General features: G+C 46.7%; 25 protein-coding genes and 1 other RNA gene. 17 read left to right on the top strand and 9 right to left on the bottom strand.

Annotated features, from left to right (window positions below; genetic code table 11):
- The first annotated feature begins 65 nt into the window (after positions 1–65).
- The 3 genes from pyrC (at position 66) to ACR6Z4_RS30355 (ending at position 1,928) form a co-directional block, all read left to right on the top strand.
- Complete coding sequence (pyrC, locus tag ACR6Z4_RS30365; RefSeq protein WP_479721097.1) at positions 66–1,094, top strand: dihydroorotase; 1,029 nt, start codon at positions 66–68, stop codon at positions 1,092–1,094.
- Positions 1,095–1,279: 185 nt separating this feature from the next.
- Positions 1,280–1,600: a nucleotidyltransferase family protein gene (locus ACR6Z4_RS30360; protein WP_479721096.1), complete on the top strand. Its 321-nt coding sequence runs from the start codon at positions 1,280–1,282 to the stop codon at positions 1,598–1,600.
- The gene (locus tag ACR6Z4_RS30355; protein WP_479721095.1) at positions 1,587–1,928 is read left to right on the top strand and encodes a HepT-like ribonuclease domain-containing protein; all 342 of its coding nucleotides are present in this window, start codon (positions 1,587–1,589) and stop codon (positions 1,926–1,928) included. Before ACR6Z4_RS30360 ends, ACR6Z4_RS30355 begins: the two co-directional genes overlap by 14 nt.
- Before the next feature lie 1,085 nt (positions 1,929–3,013).
- Here the strand turns inward: ACR6Z4_RS30355 and ACR6Z4_RS30350 are convergent.
- The 3 genes from ACR6Z4_RS30350 to mnmE all read right to left on the bottom strand — a co-directional run bounded on the left by ACR6Z4_RS30350 (position 3,014) and on the right by mnmE (position 6,104).
- On the bottom strand, positions 3,014–3,220 hold the full coding sequence (locus ACR6Z4_RS30350; protein ID WP_479721094.1) for a hypothetical protein: 207 nt from the start codon (positions 3,218–3,220) through the stop codon (positions 3,014–3,016).
- A gap of 14 nt (positions 3,221–3,234) precedes the next feature.
- On the bottom strand, positions 3,235–4,191 hold the full coding sequence (locus tag ACR6Z4_RS30345; RefSeq protein ID WP_479721093.1) for an MvdC/MvdD family ATP grasp protein: 957 nt from the start codon (positions 4,189–4,191) through the stop codon (positions 3,235–3,237).
- A gap of 536 nt (positions 4,192–4,727) precedes the next feature.
- A complete protein-coding gene (gene mnmE, locus ACR6Z4_RS30340; protein WP_479721092.1) occupies positions 4,728–6,104 on the bottom strand; it encodes a tRNA uridine-5-carboxymethylaminomethyl(34) synthesis GTPase MnmE in 1,377 nt (458 codons plus the stop codon).
- Positions 6,105–6,237: 133 nt separating this feature from the next.
- Between mnmE and ACR6Z4_RS30335 the strand changes: the two genes are divergently transcribed.
- Positions 6,238–6,735, top strand: a complete 498-nt coding sequence (locus ACR6Z4_RS30335) for a DUF2062 domain-containing protein (RefSeq protein ID WP_479721091.1) — start codon at positions 6,238–6,240, stop codon at positions 6,733–6,735.
- A 157-nt stretch (positions 6,736–6,892) separates the two neighbouring features.
- Here ACR6Z4_RS30335 and ACR6Z4_RS30330 read toward each other — a convergent pair whose 3' ends face one another.
- Positions 6,893–7,585 carry an NrtR DNA-binding winged helix domain-containing protein gene (locus ACR6Z4_RS30330; RefSeq protein ID WP_479721090.1) on the bottom strand — a complete coding sequence of 231 codons (693 nt, stop codon included), beginning with the start codon at positions 7,583–7,585 and terminating at the stop codon, positions 6,893–6,895.
- 451 nt (positions 7,586–8,036) lie between these two features.
- On the opposite strand from ACR6Z4_RS30330, the gene ACR6Z4_RS30325 reads away from it, so the two are divergent.
- Both ACR6Z4_RS30325 and ACR6Z4_RS30320 read left to right on the top strand, forming a co-directional pair.
- Positions 8,037–9,002, top strand: a complete 966-nt coding sequence (locus tag ACR6Z4_RS30325) for an ABC transporter ATP-binding protein (RefSeq protein WP_479721089.1) — start codon at positions 8,037–8,039, stop codon at positions 9,000–9,002.
- 30 nt (positions 9,003–9,032) lie between these two features.
- A complete protein-coding gene (locus ACR6Z4_RS30320; RefSeq protein ID WP_479721088.1) occupies positions 9,033–9,812 on the top strand; it encodes an ABC transporter permease in 780 nt (259 codons plus the stop codon).
- A 203-nt stretch (positions 9,813–10,015) separates the two neighbouring features.
- On the opposite strand, the gene ACR6Z4_RS30315 is transcribed toward ACR6Z4_RS30320, so the two are convergent.
- Positions 10,016–11,002: a DUF1822 family protein gene (locus ACR6Z4_RS30315; RefSeq protein WP_479721087.1), complete on the bottom strand. Its 987-nt coding sequence runs from the start codon at positions 11,000–11,002 to the stop codon at positions 10,016–10,018.
- Between the two features lie 73 nt (positions 11,003–11,075).
- Entirely contained in the window at positions 11,076–11,723 is a 648-nt protein-coding gene (locus ACR6Z4_RS30310; protein WP_479721086.1) for a sigma-70 family RNA polymerase sigma factor, read from the bottom strand.
- 231 nt (positions 11,724–11,954) lie between these two features.
- Here ACR6Z4_RS30310 and ssrA point away from each other — a divergent pair.
- The 5 genes from ssrA to ACR6Z4_RS30285 all read left to right on the top strand — a co-directional run bounded on the left by ssrA (position 11,955) and on the right by ACR6Z4_RS30285 (position 15,726).
- Positions 11,955–12,348, top strand: a transfer-messenger RNA (tmRNA) gene (gene ssrA / locus ACR6Z4_RS30305).
- Between the two features lie 255 nt (positions 12,349–12,603).
- Entirely contained in the window at positions 12,604–13,482 is an 879-nt protein-coding gene (crtA, locus tag ACR6Z4_RS30300) for a cyanoexosortase A (protein ID WP_479721085.1), read from the top strand.
- Positions 13,482–14,147 carry a cyanoexosortase A system-associated protein gene (locus ACR6Z4_RS30295; RefSeq protein ID WP_479721084.1) on the top strand — a complete coding sequence of 222 codons (666 nt, stop codon included), beginning with the start codon at positions 13,482–13,484 and terminating at the stop codon, positions 14,145–14,147. The genes crtA and ACR6Z4_RS30295 overlap by 1 nt, the downstream gene beginning before the upstream one ends.
- 399 nt (positions 14,148–14,546) lie before the next feature.
- Positions 14,547–15,260, top strand: a complete 714-nt coding sequence (gene hpsJ-A / locus ACR6Z4_RS30290; RefSeq protein ID WP_479721083.1) for an HpsJ-like protein, cyanoexosortase A-associated — start codon at positions 14,547–14,549, stop codon at positions 15,258–15,260.
- Between the two features lie 259 nt (positions 15,261–15,519).
- The gene (locus ACR6Z4_RS30285) at positions 15,520–15,726 is read left to right on the top strand and encodes a hypothetical protein (protein ID WP_479721082.1); all 207 of its coding nucleotides are present in this window, start codon (positions 15,520–15,522) and stop codon (positions 15,724–15,726) included.
- A 266-nt stretch (positions 15,727–15,992) separates the two neighbouring features.
- Here the strand turns inward: ACR6Z4_RS30285 and ACR6Z4_RS30280 are convergent, their stop codons facing one another.
- Positions 15,993–16,937, bottom strand: a complete 945-nt coding sequence (locus ACR6Z4_RS30280; protein WP_479721098.1) for a LysR family transcriptional regulator — start codon at positions 16,935–16,937, stop codon at positions 15,993–15,995.
- 404 nt (positions 16,938–17,341) lie between these two features.
- On the opposite strand from ACR6Z4_RS30280, the gene ACR6Z4_RS30275 reads away from it, so the two are divergent.
- The 4 genes from ACR6Z4_RS30275 to ACR6Z4_RS30260 all read left to right on the top strand — a co-directional run bounded on the left by ACR6Z4_RS30275 (position 17,342) and on the right by ACR6Z4_RS30260 (position 19,662).
- Positions 17,342–17,743 (top strand): fasciclin domain-containing protein, encoded by a 402-nt coding sequence (locus ACR6Z4_RS30275; RefSeq protein WP_479721081.1) that lies wholly within the window; start codon positions 17,342–17,344, stop codon positions 17,741–17,743.
- 199 nt (positions 17,744–17,942) lie between these two features.
- The gene (locus ACR6Z4_RS30270) at positions 17,943–18,116 is read left to right on the top strand and encodes a hypothetical protein (RefSeq protein ID WP_479721080.1); all 174 of its coding nucleotides are present in this window, start codon (positions 17,943–17,945) and stop codon (positions 18,114–18,116) included.
- Positions 18,104–18,634, top strand: a complete 531-nt coding sequence (locus ACR6Z4_RS30265) for a DUF4330 domain-containing protein (RefSeq protein WP_479721079.1) — start codon at positions 18,104–18,106, stop codon at positions 18,632–18,634. The genes ACR6Z4_RS30270 and ACR6Z4_RS30265 overlap by 13 nt, the downstream gene beginning before the upstream one ends.
- Before the next feature lie 143 nt (positions 18,635–18,777).
- Entirely contained in the window at positions 18,778–19,662 is an 885-nt protein-coding gene (locus ACR6Z4_RS30260; protein ID WP_479721078.1) for a polysaccharide deacetylase family protein, read from the top strand.
- 148 nt (positions 19,663–19,810) lie between these two features.
- On the opposite strand, the gene nfi is transcribed toward ACR6Z4_RS30260, so the two are convergent.
- Positions 19,811–20,479 carry a deoxyribonuclease V gene (gene nfi, locus ACR6Z4_RS30255; protein ID WP_479721077.1) on the bottom strand — a complete coding sequence of 223 codons (669 nt, stop codon included), beginning with the start codon at positions 20,477–20,479 and terminating at the stop codon, positions 19,811–19,813.
- 5 nt (positions 20,480–20,484) lie between these two features.
- Positions 20,485–20,835: a hypothetical protein gene (locus ACR6Z4_RS30250; RefSeq protein WP_479721076.1), complete on the bottom strand. Its 351-nt coding sequence runs from the start codon at positions 20,833–20,835 to the stop codon at positions 20,485–20,487.
- 422 nt (positions 20,836–21,257) lie between these two features.
- On the opposite strand from ACR6Z4_RS30250, the gene ACR6Z4_RS30245 reads away from it, so the two are divergent.
- Both ACR6Z4_RS30245 and ACR6Z4_RS30240 read left to right on the top strand, forming a co-directional pair.
- Positions 21,258–21,530 carry a 2TM domain-containing protein gene (locus ACR6Z4_RS30245; RefSeq protein WP_479721075.1) on the top strand — a complete coding sequence of 91 codons (273 nt, stop codon included), beginning with the start codon at positions 21,258–21,260 and terminating at the stop codon, positions 21,528–21,530.
- A 6-nt stretch (positions 21,531–21,536) separates the two neighbouring features.
- Complete coding sequence (locus ACR6Z4_RS30240; RefSeq protein WP_479721074.1) at positions 21,537–21,845, top strand: DUF3181 family protein; 309 nt, start codon at positions 21,537–21,539, stop codon at positions 21,843–21,845.
- Positions 21,846–22,002 lie beyond the last annotated feature (157 nt).

Below are 22,002 nucleotides of genomic sequence, written 5' to 3'. Positions count from 1 at the left end.
AGAGTTGCATTCAGCAACGCACTCTACAAGATCGGCGATCGCACTAGCGGTTTTATAATTGAAGCATGCAAAAGCTCACGATCACCCGACCTGACGACTGGCATCTCCATCTACGCGACGGCGCAGCGTTGAAAGCGGTTCTGCCACATACAGTGCGTCAGTTTGCCCGCGCTATTATCATGCCAAATTTGAAGCCTCCAGTACGCTCGGTTGCTGATGCAGCCGCCTACCGCGATCGCATCCTGGCAGCAGTTCCATCGGGTCAGCAGTTTGAGCCACTGATGACGCTCTACCTCACCGACAACACAAGCCCCGAAGACATTATCGCGGCGAAAGCGTCTCAGTTTGTCAAAGCGGTCAAGTACTACCCAGCCGGAGCAACGACCAATTCAGACCTTGGAGTGACAGACATTCGCAAGTGCGATCGCATTTTTGAAGCGATGCAGCACGTAGACCTGCCGTTGCTTCTGCACGGCGAAGTGACCGATCCCAATGTTGATATGTTCGATCGTGAGAAGGTGTTTATCGAGCGATATTTAATTCCTCTCAGGCAACGATTTCCCAAGCTGCGCGTAATCCTTGAACACATTACCACCTCCAATGCAGTACAGTATGTCCTATCTGCAAACAACATCGCTGCAACCATCACGCCACAACATTTGTTATTTAATCGCAATAGCCTGTTTCAGGGTGGCATTCGCCCCCATTTTTATTGCTTACCAATTTTGAAACGAGAGGAGCATCGGTCGGCGCTTTTGCAAGCAGCAACCTCCGGCAATCCTAAGTTTTTTCTAGGCACCGATAGCGCTCCCCACTCTCGAAATAGCAAAGAAAGTTCCTGTGGCTGTGCAGGTTGTTATTCAGCTCTGCATGCGATGGAGTTGTATGCAGAAGTGTTTGAGAGTGCCGATGCCCTTGATAAACTTGAAGCGTTCGCCAGTTTCTATGGGTCAGATTTTTATCGACTTCCACGCAATACGGAGCACATTACGTTGACCAAAACAACCTGGCGTGTTCCCGATGAAGTTCCATTTACGGAATCTGGACTTGTACCCTTACGGGCAGGTCAGGAAATGACTTGGCAAATGGCTTGACCCCAGCAACAGTGCAAAATGAACTTCTTTAGAGCAGGCTAACGGCTCAAATCAGCAGCGGTAAGTACCCTCGAACTCAGCACCAGCAGTTCTTACCCGTCCGCTGCATTTGAATTGTTGGGTCGTGAAGTGTATAACAGAATATATAGTACAAACTAGCAGGCTGCACAAAAGGAGGATTTAAGTTGAAACAACAGTTGAAGATTCAGCTTCCTCAGCCAGAGCTTGCAGCCTTCTGCCAAAAGTGGAAGATTAAAGAAATGTCCTTTTTTGGCTCTGTTTTACGGGAGGATTTTCGCTCAGATAGTGACATTGATATCATAGTAAACTTTGAGGACAATTCAACTTGGGGAATTTTAGAGCTTGTTCGCATGAAACGCGAATTAAAAACGCTGCTAGGACGTGAAGTTGACTTAATGACCAAAAAATCAATTGAGCAAAGCCACAATTGGATTCGTCGGCAAGAAATTTTAGGAACTGCTCAAATTGTCTATGTCGCGGGATAATGCATCACTACTTGATATTGTTCAGGCAGGGCAATTAATTCTTCAATTTGCTCAGGGACTCAGCCGTGATCAACTAGCATCGGATTTACGAACACAATCTGCAATTCTTTATCAAATTGCAATTATGGGAGAGGCAACCAAACGATTGTCTCGTCAATTCCGGGAACACCACCCAGAAGTCCCTTGGGATGATATCGCAGGGATGCGAGATATTGTTGCCCATCAATATGATCGAATCGATTTAGACATTGTTTGGCAAGTCATCCAACGAAATATTCCTGAACTGTTGAATGTATTAGTAACTCTACTACCAACTCAAGACATCTAAGCGATCGCTTTCGGTACTCAATAGAAACAATTTAAGTACCGTCCTAACCCAGGATTGAAGCAACCTAACGACCCCGTTCATCCGCCACTAGTAACCTCTCGAACTCAACAGAAGGTTTTGTACGGTCGGTGTGCAACAGGCTTGTTAGACTGCGATTGCTTGCTTCAAGAATTCATGAAGATGGTGCGTTCCCAGCAATCTATTGGCAAAGAAGATAAGAGTTGTATTCAAGAACACACCCTACAAAATTAGCGATCGCACTAAATTAACTTTATAACTAAATCTTGCTTGCAGCTTACAACAATTTGATACAAAAGTTCCTCAGATGAGTTGGGCAGGAATTAAGGATAGCTAATTGCTCGTCCTTGCAGAAGCAGAGTTTAATGTTTTCATCAAGAATGCCCAATAGAACGGTGCGTTTGCTTATCCGCAACGTACTCTACAAGATCAGCGATCGCACTATAAGTCTGAGGTTTCAGGGTGTTCTCCGGCAGATCTGATAGCCAATCTTGGAGATTGAGATGTTTATCTATCAACGCTTAAACTCGGCGCGTAGGAGCGATCGCCCTTGCATAGTCAACCCTTTAATGCAATCGCATTTACTTAAAAACCCACTGCGATCGCTTTCGCTCAGGAATTCATAGGTATGGTGCGTTCCCAAAAACTATCGGCAGAGGAGATAAGAGTTGCATTCAGCAACGCACTCTACAAGATCGGCGATCGCACTTCCGATCAATCCGAAAACAGCAACAACGATAAAATACGCTTTTAGCGAACCAACAGTTTCCCTCATCACCCCATTTTCATAAAAACTAAATTGTTTTACCTGTATTTAACTGAAACACAATGATTTTTCAATGCTTTACCAATTATCTCCTGATCATCTCTAAGCCAAAAAACAGCTAACCACTTGAGCATTGTCCCGCACAACTTGCCTCCAACGATATCCCAACAGAGGATCAAGCGGTCTAACGTTCGCAATCACTGGATGCAAACAACATTGATAACCAACCCATGCTTTGGAGTATTCCGGCGCAGCGCGAACGTTAGCTCACACTACTTTCTTGGTCCTGCAATGAATAGACTTATGCTGCAAGCATTCCTTCATTGGGACGATCAGTATCAGAACGATTATCTTTTTCAGCCGCATAAGTTGATTGCCGGCTATTTGTTGAAGCACCTGAAGCATAAATTTCCTGGGCTTGTCTATTAGTAGGTGTCCAAGTCCAGGGCACATTTTGTAGAGTATTATCGGTAGGACTTTCTAAAAATTTAGTTGCAAAAACCTTCATTGCTACGCCTCCTGTTATTTTTGAGTTAACCAGCTAACTATTGAATCAGAAATACTCAAACCTGTTAAGTCTTCAATCCATAACCATTGCCCCATAGCATTTACTTCTAGGAAATACCACTCTCCTGTAGGAGTAACAACGAAATCAAGCGCACCGTAAGTAAGCTCAAGGTTCTGAAGTAGATTAGTAACTTTTTCTTGAATTTCTAGAGGTGGTTGCATTGGAATATGCGGAGTATTTGGAATATCATATCTACGCCAATCAACCTGAGCCACTTGCGATCTTTGTGATTCGATACGGCATACATGATGTATATCACCGACAACGGTATATCTTACTTCAAAGCATTTAGAAATGTACGCTTGCAATACAACAGGATTTTCTGTTGTATCTCCAAAATCATTAAAATCATCTATTCCTAAAAGATTTACGTAAATTCCTTTATATTGTCCATCTGCATCTTGATAAAACTCTTGGGTCATCAATTTCAAGACAACTTGCTCATGCTTGTTCACAAAATCCAGTATTTTATCTCTTCGGTTGGTTACTAAAGTAGGCGGAAACCAGAAACCCACTTTAACAGCTTCTTCCATTTGTAAATATTTATTTTCTGCTCTATAAGCTTCTCTTAAAGAATTTAGCCAAGGAACTGAACGTATATTAGAGTAGAAACCAAGCAACGTTTTATTCCACTCGCCTTTCCAAAGCTTAAAGTTTGGATCGTTTTCATCTTGTTCCTGAAGCGTAAGCTCAACGAAAGGACGACGCAGCCAAACGCAGTCTACATCATTAGAATGTATGCTCCCTAACTCACTTTCGATAAGCCAACAACCACTATCAAATGTTGCTGAAGTTTTTTGGAGCGATTGAGTGTCGAGATTAAATCTGAAAAACTTTTGACCTCGCTCTCGAAGCTTTTCCACAACCACATCAGTGTGTTTATCATAACAATCTGTAAGGAGCAAAATCATTAGATTTCCTAGTCACCCTTCGTTTTGTAGAATTCCCACAACTCCACAAGAGCTAACACCTTTTAAAGTAAGATAAATTATGCACGACCACCTTACAGATTGCCTTTAAAACAACATTTTATGGGTGGATTCGGATTAGCTTGGCTATGAAACTAAGAGATACTTCGAATGTACTGTCTCCCTAGATAAGCTTGTGGGCTAAGTATTATATAGACGGAATTTTCCTATCTAACATCTCATATACGGTGATTAGATGGAAAATTTCTACCTAATATCCCTTATGAGTTGATTAGGCGGGATAGTTCAGTATAATCACCCGCTAAGTAGGTGCTGGGAAAAGCTTAGATTTTATTTAGACTTCAGCGGTATTATGGTCTGTATGCCATCGCCTCAACCTCAACCTTAGAAGTTGCTTGATCACGTCCGAGGATGTGAAGACGACGATGATTTATATCTATGTGTTGAATCGGGGTGGACCTAGGGTGCGTAGTCCATCGGACGAAGGAAGAAGGGAGCGATCGCTATCTCATGAATCATTATTTGCCGATACAAAAGCGGCTAAAGATGCGGTTTAAGACTGATTCAGTGACGTCGTCGCCAGTGATTTCGCCTAAGGCTTGCACAGCACTACGTAAATCGATTGTCCAGAAGTCGAGAGGAAGTTGATTGGTGATGGTGATTTGTACGTTTTGCAAGGCTACTTTAGCACGGGTCAAGGCAGCAGCTTGACGTTGATTGATAGCAAGGTCGAGGTTAGCGGCTTGTAGTGTTCCAGTTTTGATGGTGTCCAGGATAGCTTGTTCCAGGGCGTCGATGCCCTGGTTTTGAGCCGCAGCAGTTTTAACGATGCAGGTAATGTCGGGAGGATAGGGCAAGGGTGCGATCGCCTGCCATTCGACGAGATCAACTTTGTTGATTACTAGAATCAAGTTGGGACGTTTGACTTGGTCATAAATGATGTGATCTGCCTCTGTCCATCCAGCTTGGGCATCGATGGTTAATAAAACTAGATCGGCAGATTGGGCAGCTTTACGCGATCGCTCGACGCCGATTTGTTCGACCTGATCGCTGGATTCTCGAATCCCGGCAGTATCCAGTACTTGAATGGGGATACCTCCGACGACCAGTTGCGATTCCACCACATCTCGGGTGGTTCCGGGTAGATCGGTGACGATGGCGCGATCGCTGCGACTCCAGGCATTGAGGAGACTGGATTTACCAACATTCGGGCGACCGACAATCGCAACTTTCAAGCCCATGCGCAATAGTTCACCTCGATCGGCAGTTGCTAGGATCTGTTCGACTTCGGTGAGTACTTGTGTCAGTTGGGTACTAATTTCAGCTTCATTCAGGGGGGGCAGGTCGTCTTCAAAATCGATGCGGGCTTCCACCTCTGCCAAAATATCCAGGCAGGTGGCTCGAATATGTCGAATCGGTTGTGCCAGTTTGCCTTGCAATCCGGCTAACGCCGTCTGAGCCGCTTGCGGCGATCGCGCTCCAACTAAGTCGGCAATACTTTCTGCCTGGGTCAGGTCAATTCGCCCTTGTAAAAAAGCTCGCAGGGTAAATTCTCCCGGTTCTGCCAGCCGCGCTCCTGCCTCAAGACAGAGTTGGAGAACGTGTTGCACCGCCATAATGCCACCATGACAGTGAAATTCGACCACGTCTTCGCGGGTGTAAGAGCGAGGAGCCAACATCAATAACAGTAAAGCTTCGTCTATGATCGTGTGAGTGTGAGGATCGCGAATATGACCGTAGAGTATCCGATGACTCTCCCACACCTGGCGACCGGGTGCATTAAATAAGCGACGAGCAATCGCCACGGCTTCAGCACCTGACAGTCGGACAATGCCCACGCTTCCTTGCTGGGGCACAATGGCAGTTGCGATCGCAACAATAGTATAACTTTGCATCACGAGTGCCAATATCTCATCAAAATGGGGGTTGGAGTGGGCGGAATGTACATATTAAAAATAGTAGTAGCTTGAGTTACACGATGCCCATTAACCAATCTAGCGGCTTATTTCTGCGATGAGGTCTTTGCAGGTGTTCAGGAACAAGCGCCACCCCAAACCCTATCAGTGGCGACGAAAATTACACTATTTCTACCATCGGTTTGTACGCTTAAAAGGCTCTCCCGAAGCGATCGCCCGGGGGTTGGCGATGGGCATCTTTTCTGGCTGTTTTCCCTGGTTTGGGCTGCAAATTGTGATTGCGATCGCGTTAGCGACGCTAGCACGGGGTAACAAAATTATTGCAGCAGCAGCTACCTGGGTCAGCAATCCATTCACCTCGTTGCCGATTTTGGCAGTAAATTTTCATGTCGGTCAGTGGATATTAGGGTCTGATACAGAGGTTTTGCAGTTTGTTGAAGTGAATTCCTGGCAAGAAATCAAGCTGCTGGGAACTGATTTTTTGGTCACCTTGCTGGTGGGGTCGTGTGTCATCGGCGGAGTGTTGGCAATAGGCAGCTATTTTCTGGGGCTATGGTTGATTAGACGAGTCCGTCATCGGCGATCGCTGCGACGAAAATCAAAGTCCTAATACCGTTTCCATATAGCAACCGCATAGCTAATCAGGAGGGAGTGCAGGGGTTCCACCCCTGCACTCCCTCCTGATTAACCGAGAGAGCCGCGCTCCGCGCGGCTCTCTCTCAACAACAGCAGCAGTTCGTGAGACTCTCACCAAATATTTGGGATGGCTATAGCTCAAAATTAAATCCCTGTTCTTTGATCCGCAGATAGGCTTGTTCATCAAATTCATACAGGCGGGCAGCTCGATGGGCAACACCTGCCTCTAATTCATCTAATTCTTTTAATAACTCCATTTTGAGAATCTTCTTGCGGAAGTTGCGTTTGTCCAATGCCTTACCCAACACAGTTTCATATAGTTTTTGCAGTTGCGAAAGGGTAAATTTTTGCGGCAGTAGTTCAAACCCAATCGGTTCATAACGTAATTTACTTTGCAACCGTTTCAACGCCATTGCCAAAATCTGGTCGTGGTCAAAGGGCAATGGGGGTAAATTGTCGATGGCAAACCACCCGGCGGCGGCGGCATCGGTTGTTGCGGCGATCGCATAGTCCATCAAATTGACCAGCGCATAATAGGCAACGGTTACGACCCGTTCGCGGGGGTCGCGATCTACCTCGCCAAAGGTGTAGAGCTGTTCTAGAAAGACCTGTTCAATTCCTGTTTCTTCTTTGAGTTCACGACGGGCAGCCGCTTCTACTGATTCTTCAACCCGTACAAAGCCACCGGGCAATGCCCAATAGCCCTTAAAAGGAGGTAAATTGCGACGAATCAGCATCACCTTGAGCAGGTGTTGCGAATCTAAACCAAAAACGACACAATCTACAGTTAACGCAGGTCTGGAATGATCGTAGGTATAGGGCATAGAGGCACAAACAACAGCAGAGCAGATAGAATTCGTCCAGAGTAAAATAGTAGACCCAATCTACGTTATCTTCATCCGACTGAGTGAAGTGAGGCTCTCCTAAACATTTTAGAATAGGGCATCCGTTCTACTCTCTGAAGGATCATGGATTTTCTTACATTTGTCATCCTCCGTCAGTGGCGTTGCTGATTTTGGGGATAACTTTGCCCCCAACCCTGTGGATTCAGAAACGCCGCCGTCAGTAGCACTAGTGTTGCAAACACCAAATTTTGCAACATGGGGGTTTGGGGGCTGTGCCCCCAAGAGGGGGTTTTGCCCCCTCCACCCCCTCTAAAACTTTTAAGTTGGTGTACTAGGCAAGATAACAAAGGGTTGGGGGTAATACCCTCTAGCCACCAGGTTTCACCTGCCTCCATACGCCTGTCCCATTTATAAAAGGGGTTGATAGCCCATGACTGCATCGATTGCAACACTCCAACCGTCCACAACGGCATTGGTTGCCTATGATCTATGGAAATTTTATGGCAAGTCAAACCCCAATAGTGGCGATCGCCCGGTTGTGCAAAATGTCAGTTTCACCTTACATCCGGGTGAAATCTTAGGGCTACTGGGTCCCAATGGAGCTGGCAAAACAACCACTGTTGGCATGCTTTATGGTGCGGTGGTACCCAGTCGAGGATTTGTTCAACTGGGAGACGTTCAAGTTCAGCGAGATGGGCGGGCAGCTCGTGCCCAGATGGGCATTGTCACCCAGGAAGATAACTTAGATCCAGATTTCAGTACGATTGAAAATTTGATTCATTTTGCCCACCATTACAAAATTCGGGGACATGCCGCACGACAACGAGCCGGAGAACTGTTGGCACAGGTTCATTTACAAGACTTTGCCCACTATACGATTGACCAACTATCAGGTGGAATGAAACGGCGATTGGTTTTGGCGCGTGCTTTGATCAATCAACCCCGGATTATTTTTTTAGATGAACCAACCACTGGACTTGATCCGGATGCTCGACAGGAATTTTGGCGCTTGGTTGTTGACCTGAAACTAAAGGGCTGTGGCATTTTGCTCACCACCCACTATATGGATGAAGCTCAACGATTGTGCGATCGCCTGATTCTTTTACAACAAGGGCAGATGATTGATCAGGGAACTCCTTCAGAGCTGATTGAACGCACCGTCGGTCAAGAAATGATTGAAGTTGAAGGATTACCCGAAAGCCAGGTCTTACAATTAGCCACTCAAGCCGAAACCTGGTGTCGTTCCTTTGGCAGCAGCTACCTGGTGGCAATGCCAGCTCATCATCCCGAAGCGCTCTGGCAGGCGTTATCAGCTGCCCAACCCAGCCAGCTCAAGCGCCGCCCTGCCAATTTAGAAGATGTTTTCTTACGATTAACTGGCAGTGCTTTAGATTAAGCCTTCACCTGACGTTTGCGGAAATTTGGTATGAAATACGTTTCTATTAGCCCCTGGGGTGTTTACTCGGTTTGGCACAGACATGCCAAAGTCTACCAGCGAACCTGGTTAGTTAACTGTCTACCTCCCATTTCCGAACCAATTGTCTACATGGTGGCATTTGGGTTTGGCTTAACTCCGTTGATTGGGGAGATTAACTATGGCGGTGAATCGATTTCCTACTTGCAATTCATTGCCCCTGGAATGATCGGCATTGGTGTTTTGTTTCAATCTTTTTTTGAAGGTGCATATAGTACCTTCATTCGCCTCAATTTTCAAAAGACGTGGCACGCCTTGCTGACAGCACCCCTTAACTTTGAAGATGTGTTTGTCGGAGATTGGTTATGGGCAGCGACTAAAGGCATGATTGCAGGCAGTCTAACTGGCGTTGTAGCGGTGATTTGGGGGCTATATTCTGTTTGGAATTTACTGCTTTCCTTACCTATCATGCTGCTCGGCTGTTTAATTTTTAGCGCCATGGGGTTGCTTGCCGCAGGCTGGGTTCGCCAGGTCGATCAGATCAATATCCCCATCTTTTTGTTGATTGTGCCCATGTTTACCCTGTGTGGCACTTATTTCCCACGGGAGACATTGCCATTGCCTCTAGAACGCGTTGCCGCTGTTCTGCCCTTATCCTCTCTGGTCGATTTGTTGCGCTGGAACCTGGGATTACCTTCCTTTTGGTGGTTGGAGTTGGCATGGTTGATCGGGCTGGGTATCATGTTTGTGATCGCTGCGATCCGTAAAATCTATCCCAAACTCATTGGTTAACGATAGCAACCGTCGAGCCGGTTAAATCAGGAGGTTGTGTGAGAACCCGCGCGGAGCGCGGGTTCTCACACCAATTTAATTAGCGCTCGCACCAGATCCCGTAGGGGCGCATCGCCATGCGCCCTTACAGAAGATTGATGTGCCGTGCAGGCTGTTTAAATCGGTATCACACCCAATTTCATAGCTGGATGAAGCACTGCCAATTAGACGACAAATGTTTCGGTGACAGTAATGTCGTTGAGGGTGAGTTGAATACTAAAGCGATCGCCCACTGCCAACGTAAACTGTAACTGAAGATAAAAATCTCCCCCCATCGACCGGGTTTCTAAAAACACATCCCCTGATTCATCTAACACCATCAAGCCCAAATCTGGGGGCAAAAATGCATCTTCAATCGGATGAATTGCCAAACGAATATCGGTCAGGTTCGCCGATTCAGGGTTGAGTTCAATCACCAATGCGGCTGGATAATTTAAGGGGTTTGCGCCTAAATCGACTAACTTTGCCCGACTGACTGCCATCTGTCCCGATGGCATCGCCAGTTCAGCCGTGGTGCGAAACCCATAGGCTGGATTTAATTGGGGTGGATTGAGGAGGGTATCGACGGCATCCCAACCTGTAGCAAACTGGTGTTGCAACCACTGACTGAGGTTAATCCACGATTTTTCTAAACTCGCTGCTTCAGAGTCAGGGGCGATCGCCCTATCCATACCGGGACTCAGATCCTCTAATAACAGCTCAATCGGCTGCAACCTCGTTAGCGGCAACGTTTCCTCATTCACCTGTTGCACAAAGCCTAACAGCGTTGCTTCAAATGCAGCTTCATTTAACTCAACTACCACATAACCCACCCGATCGTGCCAAACTTCGGGAGGCACACAACAGACCGATTCACCCCTATTAACCGGACGACATTCTAGCCGCCCTACCTCAGGAATCACCAGATCTGCAACATCCGCACATAGCTGCATGATCGGATTCCAACTATCCGCCGTTGTCAGTTGCGTGGGAATACTGAGCAGGTCTAGATAATTTTTCACAACTAAAACCGCAAGCGCGTTGCGGCGAACCTGCTCTGCTTTGGTGGCATTGGGTTGCCGCTGTGCCATCTGCTGCGCCATTTGCTGGGCTGCCTGAGTCAGAGGCAATGTCAGTGCGAAACGTTCGAGTTCAGGAGTGTTGTGGACCATAAAATTGATACCTCTTAACCCGGCATTGCTAAATAGAGAGACCGTCATGCAATGAGCAATGTCCTTACGTCCTTTATAGATATCCCTCCAATTCTCCAAATTTACGCAACCGGGGCAAACATTGTCGCTGATAAAAACTACTGAGGGTCGAAACCGAAAGCCCAAACTCGTTTGCCAGATCTTTCCAACTGGTCTCCGGGGGCAGACGCCGCAAAATTAACGTCTGACCATTGACCTGCGGATGCCCTTCGATATGAATTCGACGCAGGTCGCCCTGCTGATCTTCCTCTGCCCATACCCGAACAGCCTCTAAAATTGGGGGCACATCGGGCTGTGCCGCAATAGTATCGAGCGGGTGCCATTCTTCTTCTTGTCCCGATCGCGAAAACGAGAGATGCCCACTAGCCCGCGTCACCTGTTGCTTCTGGCTGTCGATATAAAAATCTTGTAAGCGGCGTTTGAGATAGGCATTTAACCATGTGACTACTGTGCTGCGGGTCGGATCGTAGGGATCGGCGGTGCCTCGCTCGCAAATATTTTGGCAAAAATAAACCCAGGTTTGCTGCAAGGCATCTGGATAATATGGATTATTGTCTCGCCACAATTTATGGGTTGCCATGCGAATCACTTGGGTTAAGCGACGTTGCCGTTGAGGGCTTCCGGGAGGATGCTGACAGGCTTCGAGAACCAGCTGACTGAGATGCTTTCCCAATTCATCCATGACAATTTATTGAAAGTAATAGGTTAACCGTCGTTCAAATTCAACTGTAATTTTGTTTGAGTGCGCCCCGGTGAAGAGGGAGTGAAACCCTGACGCAGGGGACGTTGCCTCCTTCCCCTCTTTTTTCAATTCGGCGCATCTTTAGATAGAAACGGTATAAGCATCTTAAGATCTCCCAATTGAGTAAGTCCTAGCTATAATGTAAGTGTAGATCACCTAAAGATCGCCCACGGGGCTGTACCGGTTTCGACGTTTTGGCGAACGTTCTTTTCGTGATGCAGGCTGAGAGTGAGTCTCCTCTCATAAATAAAAGGCTCAAAAACAGTACATGCGAACAACATTGTACCCTTTGCTCGTAAGGCAGTAGCTGTAGCTTAAGCCGGATACGTCCTCTCATAGGATCGAGCGTCTATCGTGTGACTCCGTTAAGCACCATAGACAAACCCCCAACGGATGCTATCGTTGCTTGCCTCTAGTCAGTAACGGTTTAAGACTTTACTAGAGAATCCCACCGTTCGGGATAATGAGCGGTCCCCGCTTCAAGGGTTAAAGAAGCTATGCCTGTGAATGAGCGGAGAATTAATACTCAGGGCGGACACGGGTTCGACTCCCGTCAGCTCCATTAAAATCCCAAAAAAGAGAGCCAGCGTAGCTGGCTCTCTTTTTTTGTGTTTCTGATTCTGGGGATGAATGGTTCGTTGATAATGCGGCATTATTTTAGCGGCGATTTAGCGGCGATCGCTGTGTCACTGGCAATATTCTGGGGAATCCTTATTTTCAGAGGCAGATCCTGATCTTTTTGGCATCTAAACAAGTGTCATGTGCATCCGGCTATGCCTTGCGGTACTCATCCATATTGCGATAAATGTTGCGATCGCCCATGAAAGCATCTCCATTTTCATCATTCACGTTAATTAACCTGAACTCATTCTGTTTAATAGGGATCACCGCTGGTCTAGTGGCGATTCATCTGACACTAACGTGGAAAGCGGGAGAGGTTGATCATTTGGGCATGAGTGCCATGTTTTGGCTAGCAGCCGCCTATTTATTGTATGAAAAGCGTCATGATTTGCAGCTCAACAGTACCCTAAGCAATAACTTTCTGAGCAGTGGTCTGGGTTGGCTGACCCTGGTTTGGGTTCTCCTCTACAGCACCTCTTTACCCGGAGAAGAACATAATTTTCTCAGACTATCTCCCTTTGTTAGCGCTGTCGGTCTGAGTTTGCTAGCCTCTGGGTTTTATGGCTTGAAGCAGTTTTCTCAGGAATTAATTATCTTATTTTTCCTGGGTATTCCAAGAATCATCGTGACATCGTTAATTGATATTTCACCCATTACTGCCAAATTTTCAGCATTTTTGCTGTGGTATCTGGGGTTTGAAGTATCTCTGAGTGGCACTTATGTAACCCTTGCCAATGGCTCAATCAATGTCTATAGCGGTTGTTCTGGTATTGAAGCAATGACTTACTTACTGGGTCTTGCCGCAATTTTTTTAGTCATGTTTCCAATGAGCCGTTTGAATCAGTTAATGATTGCTGGCGTTGCTGTTGCGATCGCATTTGTCGTCAATGCCATTCGAGTAGCGTTAATGGCTGTTTTAACGGCATATTCTCATCAAACTGCATTCATTTACTGGCATGAAGGCGATGGCTCCATGATTTTTGCCATGATTTCGGTCATTTGTTTTGGGCTATTCTGCTTTTTTATCTTGCGACACCAGGACAATCAATCGAAGTCTGTAGGAGATCTAAAACCGTAATGCCTGCTAGCAAAACCCTACAAACCTTTTTTTTTAGCATCACGTTAGGGGGTGTCTTCTATGTTTTAAATACCGTAGCGACAGCGCCATCGCGAATGAGTTCTGACGCAACTGCCCGTGTTCTGCCCCAAGAGGTTTCATTAACTGGTTGGCAAGCCTCTCCGCTCCAGGCGAGACCGAGGCTCAACCCTGATGCTCAACCGAACAATCTTGTTGCCAGTGAAACCTATCAATATCGTAAACATGATGTCTTGCTTGATATTCAGATGCGGTATTTGGTCAACACAGAGGGAGATATCACAAAGCTGACAGAGCGCTATGGCGGTTTGTCTCATACATCCCCCTCCATGCGCCACGTAGACGATAGTTTTTATCAGCTTGAAACGGATCAAAATCGGGCATATTTAAATACTTGCATCATATCGGATGGTAGTAGCGTCGTGACATCTGCACAATTCAGGCAAAAACAGAGCTTTCAAAATTCTTCACCTGCCCGAATTGCCCAATGGGCAATCGGACGCGTACACATTCAAGATCGGCGGTGTTTGTGGGCAGAACTCTCTATTCCCTTAGATACACTGTCCCAACAGGAGGCATATCGAGTATTAGAAGATGCTTGGTTTGATTGGAAAGACGCTTGGCGATCGCAATTTCCAAGTATGTGAACTGACAAAAGTGCCAGAAGGCGCATTCCACCGTAGGGGCAGGTTTTGCCGAAACGCTGACTGCAAACCGATCAGGAATTTGCTAAACCTGTCCTGACAAAGATGTGTCAGTCAATCAGGTTCAACTACTTAATTGTGTACTGTGAAGGTTGGGGTTCACTCCCTTCACTGCTTGGCAAGCTGTTTAATTGAATTCACTAATTCTATTCAATGATATATAGCAATCCTAAATCAGTTGTGAAAGCGCCCGCCCGGAGGGCGGGCGCTTTCACAACTGATCATTTTCACGAATCAAATAGGATTGCTATAGCCATCCCAAATGGATTGTGAGAGTCGCACCCCTTTGGGGTGCGACTCTCACAACCCGCTTATCTTATAACTCATTTAGGACTGCTAAACATGACGACATCAAACGATGAATTGCCCCAAGTTGTAGAAGGACTAAGACAGTTTAGTTCGAGCTTATCGCAGTCGATCAAACCCTTTCGGTGGGTAGGGTATAGTCTCTTCTTTTTGGCGGTGCTGGATTGGGTGACGTTATTCGTTCCCCTTCAGTTGACCAACCCGGCTTGGGGACTGCAAACCATGGGGTCTTTGGTTGAACGTGCACCCGTTTTGTTGCTGGCATTGCTTTTAATTTTTTATGGAAAAGCAGCGTTTCGAGGGAATTGGGAGCGATCGCTAGTCAAAGTTTTATCGTGGTTTTGTTTAATATTGGGCGTCTTTTTCTTCCTGTTAATTCCGCCCGGTGCAATCAATACAGTGCGGATCAACAATCAAGCCAATAGCCAAATCAGCACTCAATATAACCAACAGCTTGCTCAAGCTCAACAACTTGAAGCACAGCTCAATCAAGCCGCACCCGATGAAATTGTCGGGTTTATTGAAAGTCAAGGTGGTTCCACGGACGGTAAAGATCCACAAGATTTAAAGAATGATTTGTTAACCCAACTGAATGAAGCTCGACAAACCTTCGAATCTCAATATGCAGAGACACAAAGCAGTCAACGGCTGACATTGCTAAAAAATTCAGTTAAATGGAATCTGGGTGCTCTGATTTCAGGTGTTTTGTTGATATATTTGTGGCGTGAAAATCGTTGGGCAAGGCGCTAAGGAGCGTGGATTTAATAAAACCGAAGATTTATTTTTGGAAGCGCGGCGTCGCCGCGCTTCCAAAAATAAATCTTCGGTTTTTAATTAATTTGTGATCCTAAAGATCACAGTCGTTGTTGACGATCCATACGCACGAGACATCAACTTTGATACGAACTGTAGCGATTCAGATCATTTCCATCTAGCTTTCCTACAATTAGGAATGATGGTTTTAGCTGACGTTTGAACCATTCAGCCGATCGTATTTGGAGATTCAAGCATGGCAGAACGAGTTGTTGAGTTCGAGTGCAATGTTCCAATTCCCTCTACTCCGCAGGAGCTAGAGCAAGCAATCCGCCGCTATAAATCCGTCGATTTGAGTGGAAATGAGCTATTTTGCTATTGGCAAGCAATTCGGGATGCCGCGTTGGCGCAAAGTCTCCCTGAAGTAGAAGGCGATCGCGTTGCTGGTGAAGACAGCTATTAAGAGATCTATTGACAAAGAAACGGTTTTGATTCGAATCGTACAACCCCTAAAGTTTGCCCCATGAGGGTTGGGGACTGTGTCTCCAGCAGGGGTTTTTTACTTCCTCCACCCTTCCAAGAAGCTTAATGGGGTGTATCAGCGCAAGAGAGCAGGTGAAACACAAAGGTTCACCTGCTCTTTTGTGTGATTAAAGCGATAGGGTTGGTTTGATCCTGGGGTCAGGATCACACTGGAAATTTATTGTTGTGAGCGCGACGACGCCGTGCTTACAACAATAAACCTTCGGTTTTATTCAATCCACGATCCTTACTTTCAGCCAGTTTGCCGGCTTCATTTTGCAAGTAGTCTAAAAAGGTACTGGCTACGACCGACAATTGCTTACCGGATAAATAAACGACATACCATTGCCTGGGAATAGGGAAGCCTTCTACATCTAAACAGACCAGTTCGCCAGATGAATTCTCCATGGTCAGGGTGTGCAACGAAAGCACAGAAAGACCCAAGCCTCCGGCGATCGCTTGTTTAATGGCTTCATTACTACCCAATTCCAGGCGCACTTTCACATTCACATTATGAGTATCTAACAAGTGCTGGAAAGCTCGCCGAGTACCTGAGCCTGCCTCTCTCATAATGAAGGTTTCTTCTGCAATCCGCTTGAAAGGAATATTTTTTTCTTTAGCTAAGGGATGATCGCGCTGGGCAACTAGAACTAGAGGATTATCTAAAAAAGCATGAGAGCAAATATCCAAATTGTCAGGCAACTGACTCATCACGTACAGATCATCCTGATTGTTAGCCAGGCGATCGATGACACGTTCGTGATTGGTCACAATTAAAGACACATCAATGCCAGGATAAAGTTGACAGAAAGGACCTAGCAACCGGGGCATGAAGTATTTTGCAGTGGTAATTACTGCTAACTTCAAGCGTCCTTGCTTCATCCCTTTCATGTCTGCCACTTTCATTTCCAGTTGTTCTAACTTGCCAAATACTTCTTGGCAGGTTGAAAACAACTCTCGTCCCGCTTCGGTTAAATAGAGGCGCTTACCGACTTGTTCAAATAAGGGTAACCCTATCGCTTTGGTTAGCTGCTTAACCTGCATGGAAACGGTTGGCTGAGTCAAAAACAATTCTTCAGCAGCTCTTGTAAAACTGCCATGGCGGGCAGTTGCTTCAAAAACTTTCAACTGATGTAGGGTGGCGTGAATCACCGGAATAACTCCCTGGCTGTTTTTACATAGACCAAAATCTATTATAGACATAATATCTAGTGATTTTTATCTATGCAATCTGGGGTTAAGATATATATCAATGGCAACTAAACGAGTTCCCTTCCAAAGCTGTTGCATATCGACGGATGAGTGATCAACGCTGGGATAGTATCCTAAATTCCCTCTCCTGCAAGCCAGTTTATCGTTGGCAATTCTTGTCTAATGATGACTCCTCGGCGATATGCAACACTTTTTCTTCAACTTGTATTTGACCCGTGTTGCGAACACTAAATTTTGCAACATAGGGTGTGGCAGTGTAGCCCTTACGCAGGGGTGAACCCCTTGACCCCGTTGTAAAACTTTTAATTGAGTCTACTCGTATTTAACATTGTTTAGAGAAACATATGGCTGACATCGTTGATATTGCTGTAGGAGCAGGTTCTTTTAAAACCCTGGTTGCGGCTGTGCAAGCGGCAGGATTAGTCGAGACATTAAAAAGTCCGGGTCCCTTCACGGTGTTTGCGCCAACCGATGAAGCCTTTGCAAAATTGCCCCCTGGCACTATCCAAACGCTATTACAAAACATTCCTCAACTGGCTCGCATTCTAACGTTTCATGTGACGCCGGGTAAATTAACAAAAGCCGATTTGGCACAGTTGGGGAGTGTTCCTTCCATCGAAGGCTCTCCGATTCCGATTCATGGTGCGGATCCGTTTGAAGTTAAAAATGCAACCGTTATAGCAGCGGATATTGATGCCGATAACGGCATGATTCATGTGATTGATACAGTAATTTTGATGGGTTAATCACGACCCTGCTCTATGGATCATGAATGGAACATTGTTTAATCCAGCTATAAAATTGGGTGCAGGTGCCTCACTTTGTGCATTGCTCACACCCAAGTTCATAAATCGGTATTGCTGATTTGGAGGATGAATGTGAATGTGAAACCAAAAGTTTCACATTCACATTCATTCCGCTTTTATTATTAGGGAGAGTTCCCGAGTGTCTCTCCTGGTGATTTTCGGTTGCCTGAGCGTCAGGGGGATTCAAACTTATGGTAAGCTGACAGCGTTTAGCTCCGATGCAATTTTATCAATTGTGGACGGACGCACTCTCAGCTACTTTGATACCCTTTATTTCCTACTGATTGAAGACGCTTCGGCATGGCTATTTTAGATTCTCAAGGTCGTCTGTTTGGTAAGGTCAGCGTTTTGGATATTGGCTCAGCGCTGGTGATTTTGTTGGTGGTCATTGGTATTTTCTTTTTCCCTGGCACGTCTGGCTCGGTGGCGCAGTTGGGCACTTCAACCAAAACGGTTGAGGTCGATGTCATCTTCCGAGGGTTAACAGTGCAAGATCCGCAGGCACTGCTAGAGAATATGAAAAAAGAAGGAAAAACCAACGTCATCATTCGCAATCAACCGCATGGACAAGTCGATGTTAAAGACGTACAGATGTTGCCTCGAACGGTGGCGGTGCCTCAGCCGGATGGGTCTGTCTTGCCCCAAATTGATCCCCGTCCAGAGTTGGGCTACACCGCTGATATGTTAGTGATTCTAAGTGGTGCCGCTCAAATTACGGATGATGGAGCGGTGATGAGTAGCAATAAGGTGAAAATTGGCACTCCCCTGGAAATTGAAGGGAAGACGTATCGCATTAATACGACGGTGGTGGGTGTTCATATTCCCGAATAGGGTGCTCTGGAAAAATCATCACAGACTACAACACCCCTGGAGATTGAGCAATCCCAAATGGATTGTGAGCGGCAAACCCCGAGGGGTTTGCCGCTCACAATCCGCTTATCTGACACCTCATTTAGGACGGCTATCGATCATTGATGTTGAACGATCATGGGCGCTATTCTTATTCAGCGATCGCCAATCGTCCTGACTATAGCTGGGAAAACGGCAAGCGACTGGCGGTGTATGTTGCCCTCAATTTAGAACATTTTTCCTTTGGAGAAGGGTTGGGAGCGCGGATTGCGCCCAGTGATCCGCCGCCGGATGTGTTGAATTATTCCTGGCGAGATTATGGCAATCGCGTGGGGGTATGGCGATTACTCGATCTATTTAATGAGTTAGATTTGCCGATCGCCCTATTGGTCAATTCGACCATCTATGACTATTGCCCAGAGGTAGTAGCCGCGTTTCGCGATCGCCCCCACGAAATTGTGGCGCATGGGCGCACTAACTCGGAACGTCAGGGAGATTTATCTGAAGCTGCCGAAGCGGCACTGATTGCAGAAACAACCAGGGTCATTGCCCAGCATGAGAACCAACCTCCGACGGGTTGGTTGGGGCCGTGGATTTCACAATCCTGGCATACGCCTGATCTATTGAAAGAAGCAGGCTACCGTTATTTATTAGATTGGTGCTGTGACGATCAACCGATCTGGTTTCGAACCCGTTCGGGATCAATTTTGTCAGTGCCCTATCCCCAAGAAATTAACGACATCCCCGCGATCGCCGTGCGGCATCAAGGAGCCGCAGAGTTTGCCAATATGATCATCGATCAGTTTGATGAAATGCTGGAGCAATCCCAAAAACAGCCGTTGGTATTTGGCATTGCGTTACATGCCTATATTGTTGGGCAACCCTTTCGTTTGCGGCATTTGCGTCGCGCTTTAAAGCATATTGCCGACCATGCGGAGCAGATTTGGTTAACCTGTCCAGGGGCGATCGCCACTCACATCCAAAACTTACCCCCCGGCATTGTTCCTTAAAAATTAGACCTCTTGCAAATTAAGTTTTTGGGCTTAGTTGGGGCGGGAGCAAAGCCCCCGCCCCAACTAAGCTGCAAGAAGTCTATTGCAGAAGGCTTGAGAGGAACGGTGCGGCAACGCCGCACCGTTCCTCTCAAGTTTTTAAACTTTAAATGGCGGGTCCCGATGCCAATCGATGGGCGTGGCGGGTGGTTTCGGGTAGGCGATATTTAGTCGTGCAGTTGAGGGTGTAAGCGATCGCTGTTTCCAGACTAACCCGATGTCCTGGAGAAATGTAGAGCGGTTTGGTGCCGATGCGCGTTCTCAACACAGCTCCGATGCGATCGCCTTTATGCATCAGTGGTTGCCAATCCCCTTTTGTCTGATCGGGGTCTTGATACGTGCCAACCAGGCGAGACTTGCCAACCCCAATCGCGGGCAGCTGAGTCAGTAGCCCCAAATGGCAGGCAATGCCAAAACGGCGGGGATGAGCAGTTCCCATACCATCACACAGCAAGAGATCTGGCGTGGTTTGCAATTGCTCCATGGCATCTAAAACGGCTGGAATTTCTCGAAACGACAGCAACCCCGGCACGTAGGGAAACTCCGTCGGACGCCGAGCGATCGCATATTCATAGACATGAAGTTCGGGAAAGGTTAAGACCGCGATCGCCGATCGGGTAATGTTACCCCCATCTTCAAAGCCGACATCTACCCCTGCCACAAACCGCACCTCTCCAAGTTGATCGGTTGTAATAATCTGAGTTCGCAGCTCTTGCTGAAGGGCGATCGCGGCTTGGGGCGTCAGAGACCATTCGTGATGCGGCGGAATTTTCATGGGCACTAGGCACTGTATGCCAGTTCGGGTTCTGCACTTGCCTGAACAGTTTCACTTGCCTGAGCAGTCTGACGGGTAGCCGCGATAAATGAAGAGGTCAGGCTTGCCCAAATCGTATAGCTGTCTGGAGAACAGGTAATCCGGATTTGGTTATTTTTCATCGCTAGATCACAGCCTAACTCATAGGCTTGCAGTCGTTCGTGGCGGGTATAAGACCGAACAAATGCATACAACTCAGACTGATGACGCATTCCAGTACGGATACCATCCTGCCAGTACTTAAAGAAATGAACGAATTGTTGGTCCAGAACTTGAGGCAACATAGATGAGATCAATGCTCGTTTACGAATCGTCATAGTTTCAGTGTAAACACCATCTTAACAATCCGCAACAATACAACATAATCGTAATTTAGTTCCGTAGAACTGCCATCCAACAAAAGATGGGGGTTAAGCAGATGCCGATCTCTTCAGTAGGATAGGGGGGTCTCCTACTTGTCCTCTTTCTAGAGTTGTAGGGAGACCTATAGCCATCCCAATGGGTTGTGAGAGGCGTACCCCTTCGGGGTACGCCTCTCACAACCAAAACTATCTGCCTCAGTGGAGCAGCGATCGCGTAGCCGTTGCTCTCTCCATGAGAAGGGCAGGTTAGATTGATTTGGGATCCTTACAATAGAGAAGTGGGTTCCAAACTGCCCAAAATGCGGCGAAACAACTTCAACCCTCACCCCCCTATTTCCGATAAAGTCTATGTATTGCTATTTCTAAATTATTGCCCTATGCCTCCTCGTTGGCCTCGTAAACCCGACCGTACAGAACCTGCCTATCGCAAGCTAGATGACCGGATGAACTTTGCCTTGCATGTTGCCGTGTTTTCGGCATGCAATTCAGGCCTGTGGTTTTTCCGCTCGCTTCAGTTTGAAAATCTAGCCTGGTCGGTTTGGCTAACGGCTGTATGGGCGATCGCGTTATTCATGCATGGCGTGTTTATTTTTGCGATCGCTGATTACTCTGATGCATCACCCTCCTCTTCACAAAAACCAACTCCTTAACTGGCTATGGCAAACTCCGGCACTACCGAAGCAATCGAAAAACTCGCTGCCGAAATCGGCGAGGATGTTTACATTGATATCGCCAAATGGCACCTTTATCTGCGCGATGCCCATTTGCACACCCCCCTCGCCGAACGGCTCTATCCTATGCTGGCAAGCGACGCCTTAGAAGAAACTCAGGTGGTCGAGGTGCTCAAAAGTATCCTGGTTAAAATTGGCGGTGGCAAACGCGAAATCCCGCTTGCAGACCTTCTCCCGATGCAGTCTCAGGTTCACCTGATGGATGTATTAGAAGAATTTCAACGAAATCTCTAAATGCATCTTACAAAAATCTAATAACGCAGAGGGGTGCAGGCTTTGCCTGCACCCCTCTGCATTCGGTTGTAAAATTTTTGATTGAATTTACTAGCGCTGACATGATTAGTGTTGCAAACACGAACTTTTGCAACATGGGGGTTTGGGGGCTGCGGCC

Source organism: Calyptranema fuscum S582 (assembly GCF_055793305.1).
Note: the sequence above shows the minus strand (reverse complement) of the source record. Positions and strands in the feature narration are given on the sequence as shown.

Excerpts from the sequence above, each read along its gene's own strand:
- pyrC (WP_479721097.1), top strand. The coding sequence starts at position 66 with ATGCAAAAGCTCACGATCACCCGACCTGACGACTGGCATCTCCATCTA.
- ACR6Z4_RS30355 (WP_479721095.1), top strand. The coding sequence starts at position 1,587 with ATGTCGCGGGATAATGCATCACTACTTGATATTGTTCAGGCAGGGCAA.
- ACR6Z4_RS30350 (WP_479721094.1), bottom strand. The coding sequence starts at position 3,220 with ATGAAGGTTTTTGCAACTAAATTTTTAGAAAGTCCTACCGATAATACT.
- ACR6Z4_RS30345 (WP_479721093.1), bottom strand. The coding sequence starts at position 4,191 with ATGATTTTGCTCCTTACAGATTGTTATGATAAACACACTGATGTGGTT.
- mnmE (WP_479721092.1), bottom strand. The coding sequence starts at position 6,104 with ATGCAAAGTTATACTATTGTTGCGATCGCAACTGCCATTGTGCCCCAG.
- ACR6Z4_RS30330 (WP_479721090.1), bottom strand. The coding sequence starts at position 7,585 with ATGCCCTATACCTACGATCATTCCAGACCTGCGTTAACTGTAGATTGT.
- ACR6Z4_RS30325 (WP_479721089.1), top strand. The coding sequence starts at position 8,037 with ATGACTGCATCGATTGCAACACTCCAACCGTCCACAACGGCATTGGTT.
- ACR6Z4_RS30320 (WP_479721088.1), top strand. The coding sequence starts at position 9,033 with ATGAAATACGTTTCTATTAGCCCCTGGGGTGTTTACTCGGTTTGGCAC.
- ACR6Z4_RS30315 (WP_479721087.1), bottom strand. The coding sequence starts at position 11,002 with ATGGTCCACAACACTCCTGAACTCGAACGTTTCGCACTGACATTGCCT.
- ACR6Z4_RS30310 (WP_479721086.1), bottom strand. The coding sequence starts at position 11,723 with ATGGATGAATTGGGAAAGCATCTCAGTCAGCTGGTTCTCGAAGCCTGT.
- crtA (WP_479721085.1), top strand. The coding sequence starts at position 12,604 with ATGAAAGCATCTCCATTTTCATCATTCACGTTAATTAACCTGAACTCA.
- ACR6Z4_RS30295 (WP_479721084.1), top strand. The coding sequence starts at position 13,482 with ATGCCTGCTAGCAAAACCCTACAAACCTTTTTTTTTAGCATCACGTTA.
- hpsJ-A (WP_479721083.1), top strand. The coding sequence starts at position 14,547 with ATGACGACATCAAACGATGAATTGCCCCAAGTTGTAGAAGGACTAAGA.
- ACR6Z4_RS30285 (WP_479721082.1), top strand. The coding sequence starts at position 15,520 with ATGGCAGAACGAGTTGTTGAGTTCGAGTGCAATGTTCCAATTCCCTCT.
- ACR6Z4_RS30275 (WP_479721081.1), top strand. The coding sequence starts at position 17,342 with ATGGCTGACATCGTTGATATTGCTGTAGGAGCAGGTTCTTTTAAAACC.
- ACR6Z4_RS30265 (WP_479721079.1), top strand. The coding sequence starts at position 18,104 with ATGGCTATTTTAGATTCTCAAGGTCGTCTGTTTGGTAAGGTCAGCGTT.
- ACR6Z4_RS30260 (WP_479721078.1), top strand. The coding sequence starts at position 18,778 with ATGTTGAACGATCATGGGCGCTATTCTTATTCAGCGATCGCCAATCGT.
- nfi (WP_479721077.1), bottom strand. The coding sequence starts at position 20,479 with ATGAAAATTCCGCCGCATCACGAATGGTCTCTGACGCCCCAAGCCGCG.
- ACR6Z4_RS30250 (WP_479721076.1), bottom strand. The coding sequence starts at position 20,835 with ATGACGATTCGTAAACGAGCATTGATCTCATCTATGTTGCCTCAAGTT.
- ACR6Z4_RS30245 (WP_479721075.1), top strand. The coding sequence starts at position 21,258 with ATGCCTCCTCGTTGGCCTCGTAAACCCGACCGTACAGAACCTGCCTAT.
- ACR6Z4_RS30240 (WP_479721074.1), top strand. The coding sequence starts at position 21,537 with ATGGCAAACTCCGGCACTACCGAAGCAATCGAAAAACTCGCTGCCGAA.